At 70.8% G+C, this 14,417-nt stretch carries 11 protein-coding genes; 7 read left to right on the forward strand and 4 right to left on the reverse strand.

The genetic code is table 11. The features are described from left to right. Positions 1–58: 58 nt before the first annotated feature. The 3 genes from GCN81_RS09885 to GCN81_RS09895 form a co-directional block, all read right to left on the reverse strand. A complete protein-coding gene (locus GCN81_RS09885) occupies positions 59–1,066 on the reverse strand; it encodes a LacI family DNA-binding transcriptional regulator (RefSeq protein WP_156723770.1) in 1,008 nt (335 codons plus the stop codon). Positions 1,067–1,288: 222 nt separating this feature from the next. Continuing rightward, on the reverse strand, positions 1,289–3,016 hold the full coding sequence (locus GCN81_RS09890) for a glycoside hydrolase family 6 protein (RefSeq protein WP_156723772.1): 1,728 nt from the start codon (positions 3,014–3,016) through the stop codon (positions 1,289–1,291). A 63-nt stretch (positions 3,017–3,079) separates the two neighbouring features. Beyond that, positions 3,080–4,609, reverse strand: a complete 1,530-nt coding sequence (locus GCN81_RS09895) for a cellulose binding domain-containing protein (protein WP_197287550.1) — start codon at positions 4,607–4,609, stop codon at positions 3,080–3,082. 417 nt (positions 4,610–5,026) lie between these two features. On the opposite strand from GCN81_RS09895, the gene GCN81_RS09900 reads away from it, so the two are divergent. Beyond that, positions 5,027–5,518 carry an Lrp/AsnC family transcriptional regulator gene (locus GCN81_RS09900; RefSeq protein WP_156723774.1) on the forward strand — a complete coding sequence of 164 codons (492 nt, stop codon included), beginning with the start codon at positions 5,027–5,029 and terminating at the stop codon, positions 5,516–5,518. Between the two features lie 119 nt (positions 5,519–5,637). On the opposite strand, the gene GCN81_RS09905 is transcribed toward GCN81_RS09900, so the two are convergent. Next, a complete protein-coding gene (locus GCN81_RS09905; RefSeq protein ID WP_156723776.1) occupies positions 5,638–7,857 on the reverse strand; it encodes an NADP-dependent isocitrate dehydrogenase in 2,220 nt (739 codons plus the stop codon). Between the two features lie 193 nt (positions 7,858–8,050). Here GCN81_RS09905 and GCN81_RS09910 point away from each other — a divergent pair, with 193 nt between their 5' ends. The 6 genes from GCN81_RS09910 to GCN81_RS09935 all read left to right on the forward strand — a co-directional run bounded on the left by GCN81_RS09910 (position 8,051) and on the right by GCN81_RS09935 (position 14,318). Then, positions 8,051–8,662, forward strand: coding sequence for a TetR/AcrR family transcriptional regulator (locus GCN81_RS09910; RefSeq protein WP_156723778.1), 612 nt, complete (start codon positions 8,051–8,053; stop codon positions 8,660–8,662). Continuing rightward, positions 8,646–10,286, forward strand: a complete 1,641-nt coding sequence (locus GCN81_RS09915) for an isovaleryl-CoA dehydrogenase (protein WP_156723780.1) — start codon at positions 8,646–8,648, stop codon at positions 10,284–10,286. Before GCN81_RS09910 ends, GCN81_RS09915 begins: the two co-directional genes overlap by 17 nt. A gap of 28 nt (positions 10,287–10,314) precedes the next feature. Then, the gene (locus GCN81_RS09920; protein WP_156723783.1) at positions 10,315–11,109 is read left to right on the forward strand and encodes a crotonase/enoyl-CoA hydratase family protein; all 795 of its coding nucleotides are present in this window, start codon (positions 10,315–10,317) and stop codon (positions 11,107–11,109) included. A 73-nt stretch (positions 11,110–11,182) separates the two neighbouring features. Beyond that, positions 11,183–11,827, forward strand: a complete 645-nt coding sequence (locus GCN81_RS09925; protein WP_156723785.1) for a TetR/AcrR family transcriptional regulator — start codon at positions 11,183–11,185, stop codon at positions 11,825–11,827. Further along, a complete protein-coding gene (locus GCN81_RS09930; RefSeq protein WP_156723788.1) occupies positions 11,827–13,488 on the forward strand; it encodes an FAD-binding dehydrogenase in 1,662 nt (553 codons plus the stop codon). Before GCN81_RS09925 ends, GCN81_RS09930 begins: the two co-directional genes overlap by 1 nt. Further along, entirely contained in the window at positions 13,485–14,318 is an 834-nt protein-coding gene (locus tag GCN81_RS09935) for an SDR family oxidoreductase (protein WP_231626583.1), read from the forward strand. The genes GCN81_RS09930 and GCN81_RS09935 overlap by 4 nt, the downstream gene beginning before the upstream one ends. The last annotated feature ends 99 nt before the right edge of the window (positions 14,319–14,417 follow it).

Here is a 14,417-nt window from a genome sequence, read left to right on the forward strand (position 1 = left end):
TGGCGAGGGAACCGGCCGCACTCGGTCGTGTGGGGCATGTAGCGTGCGTCCGGGGTGGTCAGATCGGCGCCGGGCCCGAGCTGGCGCGCGCGGAGAGTTCCGGGGTCAGCAGCGCGACCTCGTCCTCGGGCTGGCCCGCGAGTTTGGCGATGACCCGCACGACGGCCTGGCGCCCCATCTCCTGGGCCGGGATGGATACCGAGGTGAGCCGCACCGATGCCTGGAGCGCCACCTGGTCCGGGCAGATCGCGACCACCGACACGTCCTCGGGCACCGCGCGGCCCTGCTGGCGCAGCAGGCCGAGGAGCGGCTCGACGGCGGATTCGTTCTGGACGATGAACCCCGTGGTGCCGGGCCGCTCATCGAAGACCCGGGCGAGGGTGGCCGCGACCGCCTGATAGCCGCCTTCGCAGGGCCGGTGCAGCAGCCTCACCCCCAGCTCGCGGCTCCTGGCGCGCAACCCGTCCAGCGTGCGCTCGGCGAAGCCGGTGTGGCGCTCGTAGACGGCGGGGGCCTCGCCGATCACCGCGATGTCACGGTGGCCAAGACCGGCGAGGTGTTCGACGCACAGGGCGCCCGTGGCGACGAAGTCCAAGTCCACGCAGGTGTGCCCGGTGGTGTCGGCGGGCAGTCCGATGAGCACGGCGGGGCGGTCACTCTCGCGCAGCAGCGGCAGCCGCTCGTCCTTGAGCTCGACGTCCATCAGGATCATGGCGTCGGCGAGGCCGCTGCGGGTGACCCGGCGGACGGCCGACGCGCCCTCGTCGCCGGTGAGCAGCAGCATGTCGTAGCCGTGCGTACGGGCCGTGGTGGCGACCGCGATGGCGATCTCCATCATCACGGGGACGTACATGTCGCTGCGCAGGGGCATCATCAGGGCGACGATATTGGACTTGCTGCTGGCCAGGGCGCGCGCACCGGCGTTCGGGTGGTAGCCGAGCTCCTGGATGCTGGCTTCGACGCGTTCTCGGGTCTCCAGCGAGATGGACCGCTTGCCGCTGAGTACGTAGCTCACCGTGCTGGCCGACACTCCGGCGTGCCGGGCGACCTCGGCAAGGGTGACCATTTCGCTTCAGCTCTCCCGGATAGGGCGGCCCTGAGGGGCGAACCGCTTCGACGCAGGCTGTTCTCAGCTCACGTACAGACAACACCCTCGACCCTAGACGGGCGTTCGGGCACTGTCCAGACCTGCATCGAAGCGCTTCGACGAACTGGCGGCAGCTGAGCCACCTGCCCGGTGCGGCCGCCCTCTCCCCGTGGAGGGTAGCCGCACCGGGTGCCCAGGGCGCTACAGCGCCGGGTGGGCGTTCCTCAGCAGCTCCTGGAACTGGGCGGAGAACCAGTGCCCGGAGACGGGGGCGTCCGGCAGCGCGCCGGACATGCTGTGGCCGTTGCGCGGATTACCCTCGTACGTCGGGTCGCACATCCGGTCGAAGCCCTTGCCCTCGTTGTTCGGGATCTCCTTGCTGGAGCCGTCGGACTCGCCCGGGGGCTTCATCCACACGTACGCGTCGATCCCCGACTCCGGTGCGGCCTGGGGGCGTTCGCCGAGGCCCGCGCCCGACTGGTTGCACCAGTTGCCGACGTGGATGCGGCGGTCATAGCGGCCGCCGTCGACGTAGGTGTCCACGTTGGTCATCGCGCCGGGCCCGGTGGGCCGCTCAGTGCCGCCCCAGCCGTTGCGGGAGGTGTCGATGAGCATGCCGATGCCGGAGTCGAAGCCGGTGGACACCAGCTGCTGGCGGAAGCTCTGGGCGAAGGACAGCTCGTCCACGGATTTGTTCCAGTCGACCCAGGACGACTCGCGGACCGACGTGCCGCCGACCGAGTCGGTGATAGAGAAGTTCTCCTCCTTCAGGGCGCTGTAGTTGGCGGTGTTGGTGATGAAGCCGTGCACGTCGGAGGGCTTGGCGCCCTCGGCGTTCGCGGCCTCGTAGAAGACGGTGGCCGAGGCGGCGAAGTTGTCCTCCCAGCCGATCCAGCCGTGGTGGCCGGCGTCCACGTAGTTGTAGACGTTGTCGATGGCACCCAGCTTGCCTAGCGCGTAGCCGACGCCCTTGACGTAGTTGCCGTTGGCGAGCATCACGTCGCACTCGGGTGTCGCGGTCGGGCGGGAGCCGGTGTTGGTGACCAGGTTGGGCAGTGAGTCGATCTCGACCGTGGTGACGATGCGCAGGTCCGCGTACTTCTCGTCGTCGAGGATCTCCGCGATCGGGTCGATGTACTCGTTCTTGTAGCGGCCGAGCTCCTCCGGTCCCAGCTCGCCGTTGGAGGCGAGCGCCGCGCAGTCGCGGCCTGGCAGGTTGTAGATGACCACCTGGACGACCAGTTCACCGTCGCCCTTCTGGCCCAGAGCGGTGTCCAGGTGCGCCCGCAGGCCGCGAGCGCCGGGGGTGCCTTCGATGGCGGCGATGCGGTCCATCCACACGCCGGTCGGCTGGTTGGAGATCGCCGTGCCACCGGGCTCGGCCGCGGCCTTGGCCTGCCAGTCCGGGTTCACATAGACCTTGGCACCCGCGTAGGGGTTGTCGACCTTGTCCCCAGGGGGGTCGGTGGGGTCGGGTGGGTCGCCGCCGCCATCGTCGCCGCAGACGACGCCGTTGAGCGTGAAGGTGTCCGGCAGGGCGTTGCCGCCACTGTAGTTGGCGTTGAAGCCGAAGCTCGCCGACGCTCCGGTGCCGAGGGCGCCGTTGTAGGAGACGTTCGACGCGGTCACATCGGTGCCGGACTGGGAGAGCTCGGCGTTCCAGCCGTTGCTGACCTGCTGGTTGCCGGAGAAGGACCACTTCAGGTCCCAGCTGGTCACCGGGTCACCGGTGTTGGTGACGGTGACGGCCCCAGTGAAGCCCGAGCCCCAGTCACCCTGGACCTGGTAGTCGACCTCGCAGCCGGGCGCTGCCGCCTGGAGGTCGGCGTCGGCGGCTACGGCGGTCCCGGCCGCCGTAGCGATGAGGGCGCAGGCGGCGAGTAAGGCCGTTCGTGGTCTGGTGAGGGTCTTGCGGACCATGCGGCTCATGGCGCTCCTTTGTGGTGGGTTTGTTCTTGGTTTGCTCTTGGACGGTTTCGCCTCAGCCTCGACTCAGGCCCCGTCGCGGGACCCGTCGCCGAGGGCGAGCAGGTGGTCGCGCAGGCCGATGCCGTACGCGGTGGGTGTGCCGTCGTAGTCGCGGATCAGGGCGGGGCCCGCGGAGCAGTCCCAGGTGTTCCAGGTCCAGCCGAGGTAGGACAGGTCCCGGTCGTCGAACCAGCGCATGACGCGGTCGACGAAGGAGTGCCCGCAGGTGTTCTCGCCGATCTCACCGGCCACCAGCGGCACCTGGGCGGCGACCGGGGCCAGCGTCTGCTCCCAACAGCTCTCGCTGACACAGGCGTTGAAGTTGTAGACGTGCCAGGCGGCGGCCAGATTGCCCGCCGGGTCACTCGGCGCGTACGACAGCCACTGGCTGAGGTCGTTGGAGTACGCGAGTCCGCTGACCAGGATCACGTTCTGGGCCCCGGTGTCCCGTACCGCGTCGACGAGGCTCTGCATGCCGGCGACCTCGTACGTGATGCCGGGGCAGTCGCCGCCGTCGCGCCAGCAGGTCCATGCCTGTTCGGCGGTGGGGGTGGCGCGGTCCGGGTAGGGCTCGTTGAACAGGTCGAAGACGACGGCCGGGTCGTCCTTGAAGGTGCTGGCGACCGAGGACCAGAAGGCCTTGCTGTACTGGGCGTTGGGCATCGGCTTCTGGCAGCTCGCGTGGATGTCCGAGCAGCCGGATGAGTTGCCGGTGTACTGGCCCCAGGACCAGTGGAGTTCGACGATCGGGGTCATCCCGTGGTCCTCGACGCGGCGCACCAGGTCCTTGATGGCGGTGGTGTAGTTGCCGCCCGCGTAGCGCGGGTCGATGTTGTCCAGGCCCAGCCAGCACTCCTCGTTGAGCGGGATACGGACGGCGTTGACGTTCCAGTCCGCGATGGCCTGGATCGACGCGTCGTCGACGGGGCCGTCGAAGATGCCGTAGCCCTGGACGCAGGCGAACTCGCCGCCCGAGCGGTTCACTCCGAGCAGCCGTCGGGGGGCGCCTTCGCTGTCGACGAGCTGGTTGCCTGAGACTTTCAGGGCGGGCGGCCCGTCCTCAGGGTCGGGCGGATCGGTGGGGTCGGGGTCCGGGTCGGTGGGGTCGGGGTCCGGGTCGTCGTCCTCGTTGCAGACCGCGCCGTTCAGGGTGAAGGAGGTGGGTACGGGATTCGTGCCCGACCAGGAGGCGAGGAACCCGGCCGTGACGCTCGCACCGGTGTCCAGCGCGCCGTTCCAGGCCGCGTTCTTCGCGGTGACGGCACTGCCCGACTGAGACCACTGGGCGTTCCAGCCCTGAGTGATCTCCTGGCCACCGGGGAAGTCGAAGCCGAGCGTCCACGCGTCCGTCGCGGGGCCGTGGTGGGTGACGGTGACGGAGCCTTGGAAGCCGTCGTCCCACTCGCTGGTGGTCTCGTACACGACCGAGCACACGGGAGCGGCCCCAGAGGCCGTGACAGCGGGCACGAACAGGGTGCCCGCCAGGGCAAGCGCCGCTCCGACGAGCAGCGTCAGTAAGCGAGATGAGCGGGAGAAACGCGGGGGATGTCGCATGAGCGACTCCTTGCAGATCGGGCGTGCCACGCATGGCACGCCGACTGACGGAATCGCTCCCACTGGTTAGTTGAGGACGTTAAGGCATCAACTTATGTCGAGCAATAGCGGATTCGGCTTTCTTTGTCATCGAATTTATTCGACTCTTCACCTATCTTGACCCTCATTTTTCTCTTCAGCATGCTGGGAGCGCTCCCACTGGTTCAAGGCTTGTGCACATCCCCCATCCCGCCGAGCCGCGAGGAGGCTCAAGCCCCATGTCGCCAGGAAGCACAGGAAGCACGGGGTACCCACACGAAGCACGGGGCCGGGCGGGCCTCTCCCCAGGCCCGCCCGGCCCTTTCCCGGCCGCCAGTCCGCCGCGCCCTGGGTACAGTCGTACGTGATCATGCCGCGTACCCAGGAGGCCAACGAACCATGGCGGTCGACGAGCTGGACACCCGGATTCTGCGCCTGCTCCTCGAGCAGCCGCGCACCAGCGTGCGCGAGTACGCCCGCGTCCTGGGGATCGCCCGCGGCACCCTGCAAGCGCGGCTTGACCGGCTGGAACGGGACGGGGTGATCACCGGTACGGCCCCGTCGCTCTCCCCCGCCGCGCTCGGGCACCCGGTCCTGGCGTTCGTCCATGTCGAGGTGACGCAGGGGCATCTCGACGAGGTGGGGGACGCGCTGGCCGCCGTGCCCGAGATCATCGAGGCCTTCTCGATCACCGGCGGCGGTGACCTCCTGACCCGGGTGGCCGCCCGGGACAACGCCCATCTTGAGGATGTGATCCAGCAGCTGATCCAGCTGCCGGGTGTGGTGCGGACCCGGACCGAGGTGGCGCTGCGCGAACGGGTGCCGCACCGCTTGCTGCCGCTGGTGGCGGCGGTGGGCAGGGCCGCGGCGGGCGGCGAGCAGCGCCGCTGAGCCGCAGTGGCCCGCAGGGCGACGAGGTGCCGATGGCGCCGCCGTGACGCGCCATCGCCCCCGGCCGGACGCAGGTCCGGCCGGGGGCGATGGGGTGGGTACAGCTCCTGGCGGTCGCGTCAGCCGAGCGTCGCGAGGGCCTGGTTGAGCGTCGCCGACGGGCGCATCACGGCCTCGGCCTTGGCCGGGTCGGGCTGGTAGTAGCCACCGATGTCGACCGGAGAGCCCTGCACGGCGAGCAGCTCGCCGACGATGGTCTGCTCCTGCTCGGCCAGGGTCTTGGCGAGCGACGCGAACGCCTCAGCGAGCCGCGCGTCGTCGGTCTGCTTCGCCAGCTCCTGCGCCCAGTACAGGGCCAGGTAGAAGTGGCTGCCGCGGTTGTCGATGCCGCCGACGCGACGGGTAGGCGACTTGTCCTCGTTGAGGAAGGTCGCGGTACCGCGGTCGAGGGTGTCGGCGAGCACCTGGGCGCGCGCGTTGCCCGTGGTCTGCGCCAGGTGCTCGAAGCTGGCAGCGAGGGCGAAGAACTCGCCCAGGCTGTCCCAGCGCAGGTAGTTCTCCTTGACCAGCTGCTGGACGTGCTTCGGCGCGGAGCCACCGGCGCCCGTCTCGAAGAGACCGCCGCCGTTCATCAGCGGGACGACCGAGAGCATCTTGGCGCTGGTGCCGAGCTCCAGGATCGGGAACAGGTCGGTGAGGTAGTCACGCAGGACGTTGCCGGTGACCGAGATGGTGTCCTCGCCGCGGCGGATGCGCTCCAGGGAGTACGCGGTGGCCTCGACCGGCGACATGATCTCGATGGTCAGACCGTCGGTGTCGTGGTCGGCGAGGTACGTCTTGACCTTGGCGATGAGCTGCGCGTCGTGCGCGCGGCTCGCGTCGAGCCAGAACACGGCCGGGGAGCCGGTCGCGCGGGCGCGGGTGACGGCGAGCTTGACCCAGTCGCGGATCGGCGCGTCCTTGGCCTGGCACATCCGGAAGATGTCACCGGCGGCGACGGCCTGCTCGAGGACGACGTTGCCCGCGGCGTCGACGGCGCGGACGGTGCCCGCCGCGGCGATCTCGAAGGTCTTGTCGTGGCTGCCGTACTCCTCGGCCTTCTGCGCCATCAGGCCGACGTTCGGGACCGAGCCCATCGTCGACGGGTCGAAGGCGCCGTGCGCGCGGCAGTCCTCGATGACGGCCTGGTAGACACCGGAGTAGCTGCTGTCGGGCAGCACCGCGAGGGTGTCGGCCTCGTTGCCGTCCGGGCCCCACATGTGACCCGAGGTGCGGATCATGGCGGGCATGGACGCGTCGACGATGACGTCGCTCGGCACATGCAGGTTGGTGATGCCGCGGTCGGAGTCGACCATCGCCAGCTCCGGGCCCTCGGCGAGCTCGGCCTCGAAGGACGCCTTGATCTTCGCGCCCTCGGGCAGCGCGTCCAGACCGGCCAGGATTCCGCCGAGTCCGTCGTTGGGGCTGAGTCCGGCCGCGGCGAGCGTGGCGCCGTACTCGGCGAACGTCTTCGGGAAGAAGGCGCGCACGACATGGCCGAAGATGATCGGGTCGGAGACCTTCATCATGGTGGCCTTCAGGTGCACCGAGAACAGCACGCCCTCGGCCTTGGCGCGGGCGATCTGCGCGGTCAGGAACTCGCGCAGCGCCGCGACCCGCAGCACCGCCGCGTCCACGACCTCACCGGCGAGTACGGGTACCGACTCGCGCAGCACGGTGGTGCTGCCGTCGTCCCCGGCGAACTCGATGCGCAGCGCGCCGTCCTCGGGGATCGTCACGGACTTCTCGGTGGAGCGGAAGTCGTCGACGCCCATGGTCGCGACGTTCGTCTTGGAGTCGGCCGTCCAGGCGCCCATGCGGTGCGGGTGCGCCTTGGCGTAGTTCTTGACCGACGCGGGGGCGCGACGGTCGGAGTTGCCCTCACGCAGGACCGGGTTCACGGCGCTGCCCTTGACCTTGTCGTAGCGCGCGCGGACGTCCTTGTCCTCGTCGCTCTGCGGGTCGTCCGGGTAGTCCGGCAGCGCGTAGCCCTGCTGCTGGAGCTCGGTGATGGCCGCCTTGAGCTGCGGGATCGAGGCCGAGATGTTCGGCAGCTTGATGATGTTCGCGCCGGGCGTCTTGGCGAGCTCGCCGAGTTCGGCGAGCGCGTCGTCCACGCGCTGGCTCTCGGTCAGGCGCTCGGGGAAGCTGGCGAGGATGCGCCCCGCCAGGGAGATGTCACGCGTCTCCACACCGACCCCGGCCGTCGAGGCGTACGCCTGGACGACAGGCAAGAACGAATACGTCGCCAGGGCCGGGGCCTCGTCAGTGTGCGTATAGATGATGGTCGAGTCAGTCACCGGGTGCTCCGCTCCACGTCTGCAACATTGCTCGACATCAAGATATCTCGTGATGGGCGGTGGCTTCACAGGGCCCTGTCCCTCCCGGCTCCCTTTCGGCTTCCTTGCGGCTTCCTCGCGGCGGGCCGCGGCCGGGCCGGGCGAGTCGCCGCAGGGTCTTGTTGAAGCAGTGAATCGCTGCTTCACTTCTTATATGCCTTATCGACGCACCCCTGCGGTGCAGGCCCGCCTCGACGCCCAGCGCGGTCTCGTCCTGGACGCGGCCGTCGAGCTGCTGGCCGAGCGGGGGTACGCGGGCTGCACGATGTCGGCGGTCGCCGAGCGCGCAGGCCTCGCCACCGGCAGCCTGTACCGGCACTTCACCGGCAAGTCCGCGCTCTCGGTCGAGCTGTTCCGGACGGTGGCGTCACACGAGGTGGCGGCGGTGTCCCAGGCCGCGCACCAGCACGACGATCTGGTGGACGCGATCGTCGCGGCGATCGAGACGTTCGCGAGCCGGGCCCTGAAGGCACCGCGACTCGCCTACGCGCTGCTCGCCGAGCCCGCGGAGCCTGCCGTGGACGCGGAGCGCCTGGTGTTCCGGCGGGCCTTCCGTGATGTGTTCGCCGAGCGCGTCACCGAGGGCGTTGCCCGTGGGGTACTGCCCGCGCAGGACGCCGCGCTGACCGCCGCCGCGCTGGTCGGCGCGGTCGCGGAGGCGCTGATCGGGCCACTGTCCGATCCCGCGGCCGGGCCGGACACCGTACCGGCCCTGGTCACCTTCACCCTTCGAGCCTTGGGAGTCACCGATGCCAGCGACACATGAGGTCACCAACCAGGTCCCCCCGCTGACCGGGTACGACGTCGCCAATGACCCGGCCCTCCTGGAGGGGCTGCGGCGCGAGGGCGCCGCCTGGGCCGAGGAGGAGGTACGGGAGCTGGGGCTGCGCGCGGGCGGCGAGCAGGCCCAGGAGTGGGCCAGGGTGGTGGAGAAGAACCCGCCGGTGCTGCACACCCACGACCGGTACGGCCACCGGATCGACGAGGTCGAGTTCCATCCGTACTGGCACGACCTGATGAAGGTCGCCGTGCGGCACGGCCTGCACGCAGCGCCCTGGCGGGAGGACCGGACCGGCGCGCATGTGGCACGGGCCGCGAAGGTGTACGTATGGGGGCAGACCGATCCCGGGCATCTCTGCCCCATCTCCATGACCTACGCGGCCGTGCCCGCGCTGCGCGCCGAACCCGAGCTGGCCAGGATCTACGAGCCGCTGCTCACCTCGGACACGTACGACTACGGCCTGCGGGTGCCGACCGACAAGCGCGGCCTGATCGCGGGCATGTCGATGACCGAGAAGCAGGGCGGCTCGGACGTACGGGCGAACACCACGCGAGCCGTGCCCGCGGGCGACGGGCTGTACGCGCTGACCGGGCACAAGTGGTTTACCTCCGCGCCGATGTCGGACGTGTTCCTCACCCTGGCCCAGGCCCCTGGCGGACTGTCCTGTTTCCTGGTGCCGCGTGTGCTGCCGGACGGCACCCGTAACGCGATCCGGCTGCAACGCCTCAAGGACAAGCTGGGCAACCGCTCCAACGCCTCGTCGGAGATCGAGTACGAGGGTGCCGTGGCCCATCTGGTCGGCGAGGAGGGCCGGGGGGTGGCCACCATCATCCAGATGGTCAACATGACGCGCCTTGACTGCGCGGTCAGCTCGGCGGCCGGGATGCGGCACGGTGTCGTCCAGGCGGTGCACCACGCGACGTACCGCAGCGCCTTCGGCGAGCGGCTCGTCAACCAGCCGCTGATGACCAACGTCCTGGCCGACCTGGCGGTGGAGGCGGAGGCGGCGACCGTCGTCGGGATGCGCCTGGCCGGGGCCGTCGACCGGGCGAACGCCGGGGACGCCGCGGAGGAGCTGCTGCGCCGGATCGGTCTCGCGGTCAGCAAGTACTGGGTGTGCAAGCGGGCGCCCGCGCACGCCGCGGAGGCCCTGGAGTGCCTCGGTGGCAACGGCTATGTCGAGGAGTCGGGGATGCCCCGGCTGTACCGCGAGTCGCCGCTGCCCTCCATCTGGGAGGGGTCGGGCAATGTGGCGGCCCTGGATGTGCTGCGGGCGATGGGCAAACAGCCGGAGACCGTGGACGCCTTCTTCACCGAGGTCGAGCAGGCCGCTGGCACCGACCGGCGGCTGGACTCGGCGGTGGCGCGGCTGCGCAAGCAGCTCACCGATCTCGACGAGGCGCAGTTCCGGGCGCGCCGGATCGTGGAGTCGATGGCGCTGGTGCTCCAGGGTTCGCTACTGGTGCGGCACGGCCATCCGGCCGTCGCGGACGCGTTCTGCGCGTCCCGGCTCGACCACGACTGGGGCGTCGCGTTCGGCACGCTGCCCACCGGCGTCGACACCTCGGCGATCATCGACCGGGCCCGTCCGGCTGAGGGCGCCGAATGAGCGAGGGCGGTCCTGAGAGGGGCGCCGAGTGAGCGAGGCAGGCGCTGAGGCCGTACGGGTCGAGCGGGACGGGCCGGTAACCACGGTCACGCTGCACCGGTCCGACGTACGCAACGCCGTGGACCGCGCCACCGCGGCCGCGCTGGCCGAGGCGTTCCGGGACTTCGACCGGGACCCGGACGCCTCGGTCGCCGTCCTGCACGGCGCGGGCGGCACGTTCTGCTCCGGCGCCGATCTCAAGGCCGTCGCTACGGGAGCGGGTAACCGCGTCGCGGCGGACGGGGACGGGCCGATGGGCGTGTCCCGGATGCGCCTGTCCAAACCGGTGATCGCCGCGGTCGCGGGGCACGCCGTGGCGGGTGGGCTTGAGCTGGCGCTCTGGGCGGATCTGCGGGTGGCCGACGAGAGCGCGGTGTTCGGCGTGTACTGCCGCCGGTGGGGTGTGCCGCTGATCGACGGCGGCACCGTACGGCTGCCGCGGCTGATCGGCACCAGCGTCGCGATGGACCTGATCCTGACCGGGCGGCCGGTGGACGCGGCCGAGGCCCTGCGAATCGGCCTGGCCAACCGCGTCGTACCGGCCGGGCAGGCGCTGGCTGCCGCGCGGGAGCTGGCGGCGCGGATCGCGGCGTTCCCGCAGACGTGTCTGCGACACGACCGGCTGTCCGTACTCGAACAGGAGGGCTTGAGCGAACCAGCCGCCCTCGCCGTGGAGTTCGCCCATGGCACGGTGTCGCTGGCGGCCGACACGGCGGCGGGGGCAGCGCGGTTCGCCGCTGGGGCGGGCCGTCACGGCGCCTTCGACGCACCACCCCCCTCGTAAGCGGCTGGCTCACCACCCCTTTCGATACATGCGCGTATCGGATACGTTCATGTATCGAAAGGGGTGGTGAGCCATGGCGGCACCCACGGCCCGGCGTGAGAAGACCCGGCAGCGGCTGCTTGTCGCGGCGCTGGACGTGTTCGCGGAGGAGGGCTTCGGGCGCTCGACGGTGGAGCAGGTCTGCGAGCGGGCCGGGTACACGCGTGGCGCGTTCTACTCGAACTTCTCCTCGCTGGACGAGCTGTTCCTCGCGATGTGGGAGGAGCGCTCCTCGCAGCTGATCACCGGGCTGCGCGCCGCCCTGGCCGAGGTGCCCGACGCGACGCCGGACCAGGCGCTGCGGGCCGCGCTGCGCGCGATCCCCGTCGATGACGCCTGGTACCGGGTGACCGCGGAGTTCACCGCGCACGCACTGCGCACCCCCGGGCTGCGGCGGGTGATGGCGGCACGGGAGCAGGCCATCCAGGACACCATCCTGCCGGTCGTGGTGGCCGCGCTCGGCCGCGCGGGGCGCCGCGTCACCGATGCGGCGGCACTGGGCCAGGCCCTGGTGGCGGTGCACGACGGCACCTCCGTACAGGTCCTGCTCGAACCGGACAGCGACACGGCGCGACTCCGGCGCGAGGAGCTGTTCCAGCACGTCCTGGAGTCCTACAGCACGCCCGTCAACACCCCCATCAGCACGCCCGTCAGCACACCGATCACCGAGGAGCCGTAATGAGTGACGACGCCGATGTCATCGTGGTGGGCGCGGGGCTGGCCGGACTGGTCGCCACCTACGAACTCACCCGCGCGGGGCGCCGCGTCCTGGTCGTCGACCAGGAGAACGAGGCCAACCTCGGCGGCCAGGCCTTCTGGTCGCTCGGCGGGCTCTTCTTCGTCAACAGCCCCGAGCAGCGCCGGGCGGGCATCAAGGACTCCTACGACCTCGCTCTCGCCGACTGGCTCGGCTCGGCGGGCTTCGACCGCGAGCGCGAGGACCACTGGCCGCGTCAGTGGGCACAGGCGTACGTGTCCTTCGCCGCCGGTGAGAAGCGCGCCTACCTGCGCGGCCTCGGCCTGCGCCTGACGCCGATGGTCGGCTGGGCCGAGCGCGGCGGCGGCTCCGCGAGCGGGCACGGCAACTCGGTGCCGCGCTTCCACCTCACCTGGGGCACAGGCCCCGAGGTCGTACGGGTCTTCCTGGAGCCGGTGATGGCCGCGGCGGCCCGCGGACTCGTCACCTTCAAGCACCGGCACCAGGTCGACGAGCTGATCGTCGAGGGCGGGGCGGCGGTGGGCGTACGGGGCACGGTGCTCGCCCCGTCAGCGGAGCCGCGCGGTGTCGCCTCGTCCCGCGAGGCCGCGGGCGAGTTCGCCCTGCGCGCCCAGGCCGTCGTGGTGACGTCTGGCGGCATCGGCGGCAACCAGCGACTGGTACGCGAGAACTGGCCGGTCGACCGGATCGGCCCGGCGCCCCAGTCGATGATCAGCGGCGTCCCCGCGCATGTCGACGGCCGGATGCTGGGGATCACCGAGAGCGCGGGCGGCTCGATCGTCAACCGGGACCGGATGTGGCACTACACCGAGGGCATCAAGAACTGGGACCCCGTCTGGCCCGACCACGCCATCCGCATCATCCCGGGCCCGTCGTCCCTCTGGCTGGACGCCACGGGCAAGCGGCTGCCCGCACCGCTGTTCCCGGGCCACGACACGCTGGCGACCCTGCGGCACATCGTCGGTACGGGGTACGACCACAGCTGGTTCATCCTGACCCGCGCCATCGTGGAGAAGGAGTTCGCCCTCTCCGGTTCGGAGCAGAACCCCGACATCACCGGCAAGGACATCAAGCTGGTGCTGTCACGGGTGAAGAAGGGCGCGCCAGGACCGGTCCAGGCCTTCCTCGACCGCGGTGAGGACTTCGTCGTACGCCGCACACTCGCCGAGCTCGTCGACGGGATGAACGCGATCACCCCCGGCCCCAAGCTGGACCTCGCCCAGGTGGAGCGGGAGGTGGTGGCCCGCGATCGCGAGACGGGCAACCCGTACTCCAAGGACCTCCAGATGATGTCCGTCGGCAACGCCCGCGCCTACCGCCCGGACAAGCTGATGCGGGTGGCCAAGCCGCATCGCCTGCTCGACCCGGCGCAGGGACCCCTGATCGCGGTACGCCTGCACCTGCTCACCCGGAAGACGCTCGGCGGCCTGGAGACGACTCTGGACTCGCAGGTCGTACGCCCGGACGGCGCGGTGTTCGACGGGCTGTACGCGGCGGGCGAGGTGGCCGGTTTCGGTGGCGGAGGCGTGCACGGCTACAACGCGCTGGAGGGTACGTTCCTCGGCGGCTGCGTCTTCTCCGGCCGCGCCGCGGGGCGCGCGCTCGCCCGGCGGCTGGCGTGAGCGCGGAGGCCTCGGGAGTGCCGGGGCCGTCGGGGGCGGGCCGTACGGCGCTGGTGACGGGCGCGTCGTCCGGTATCGGGGCGGCCGTCGCCGAGGCCCTGGTCCGACGCGGCTACCGGGTGTATGGCACGAGCCGCACGCCGTCGTCGGTCAGCGACCCCGTTCCTGGCGTGAAGTACCTAGCCCTCGACCTCACCGACGAGGCGAGCATCACGGCCTGCGCGGAGGCGGCGGGAGCGGTGGACGTCCTGGTCAACAACGCCGGAGAAAGCCAGAACGGCCCCTTCGAGGAGCTCCCCATGGACGCCGTCATCCGCCTCTTCCAGCTCAACGTCTTCGGCGCCGTCCGCCTCACCCAGCTCCTCCTGCCCGGCATGCGCGCCAGGCGCCACGGCCGCGTGGTCATGGTCGGCTCGATGCTCGCCAGCTTCCCGCTCGCCTACCGCTCCTCGTACGTGGCCTCCAAGGCGGCCCTCAAGGGCTTCGCGAACGCGGCCCGGCGGGAGGTCGCGGCGTACGGCGTCGGCATCACCACCGTCGAGCCCGGCGCGATCAACACCGGCATCAGCGAACGCCGTACGCAGTACGTCTCGGCCGACTCCCCGTTCGCCGACGAGTACCGCACGATGCTGGCGGCGCTGAACGCCAACGAGGCAGGCGGCACGCCCCCGCCCAAGGTCGCCGCGACCATACTCAAGGCCATCGAGGCCCCCCGCCCCAAGCCCCTCTACGCGGTGGGCAGCAACGCCCCCCTGGCCTTCGCCCTGCGCCGTCTACTCCCCCGCTCCGCCGCCGAACGGATGGTGGCCCGCCGCCACGGCCTACGCTGACCACCGGCACGGCCCACTGAACCTCTGAACAGCACGGCGCGAAGAGTCGGCCGCGGGNNNCATCCCGCGGCCGACTCCTTGTCAGACGATGCGACGGTG

It is taken from the genome of Streptomyces apocyni, assembly GCF_009739465.1.
GTDB lineage: Bacteria > Actinomycetota > Actinomycetes > Streptomycetales > Streptomycetaceae > Streptomyces > Streptomyces apocyni.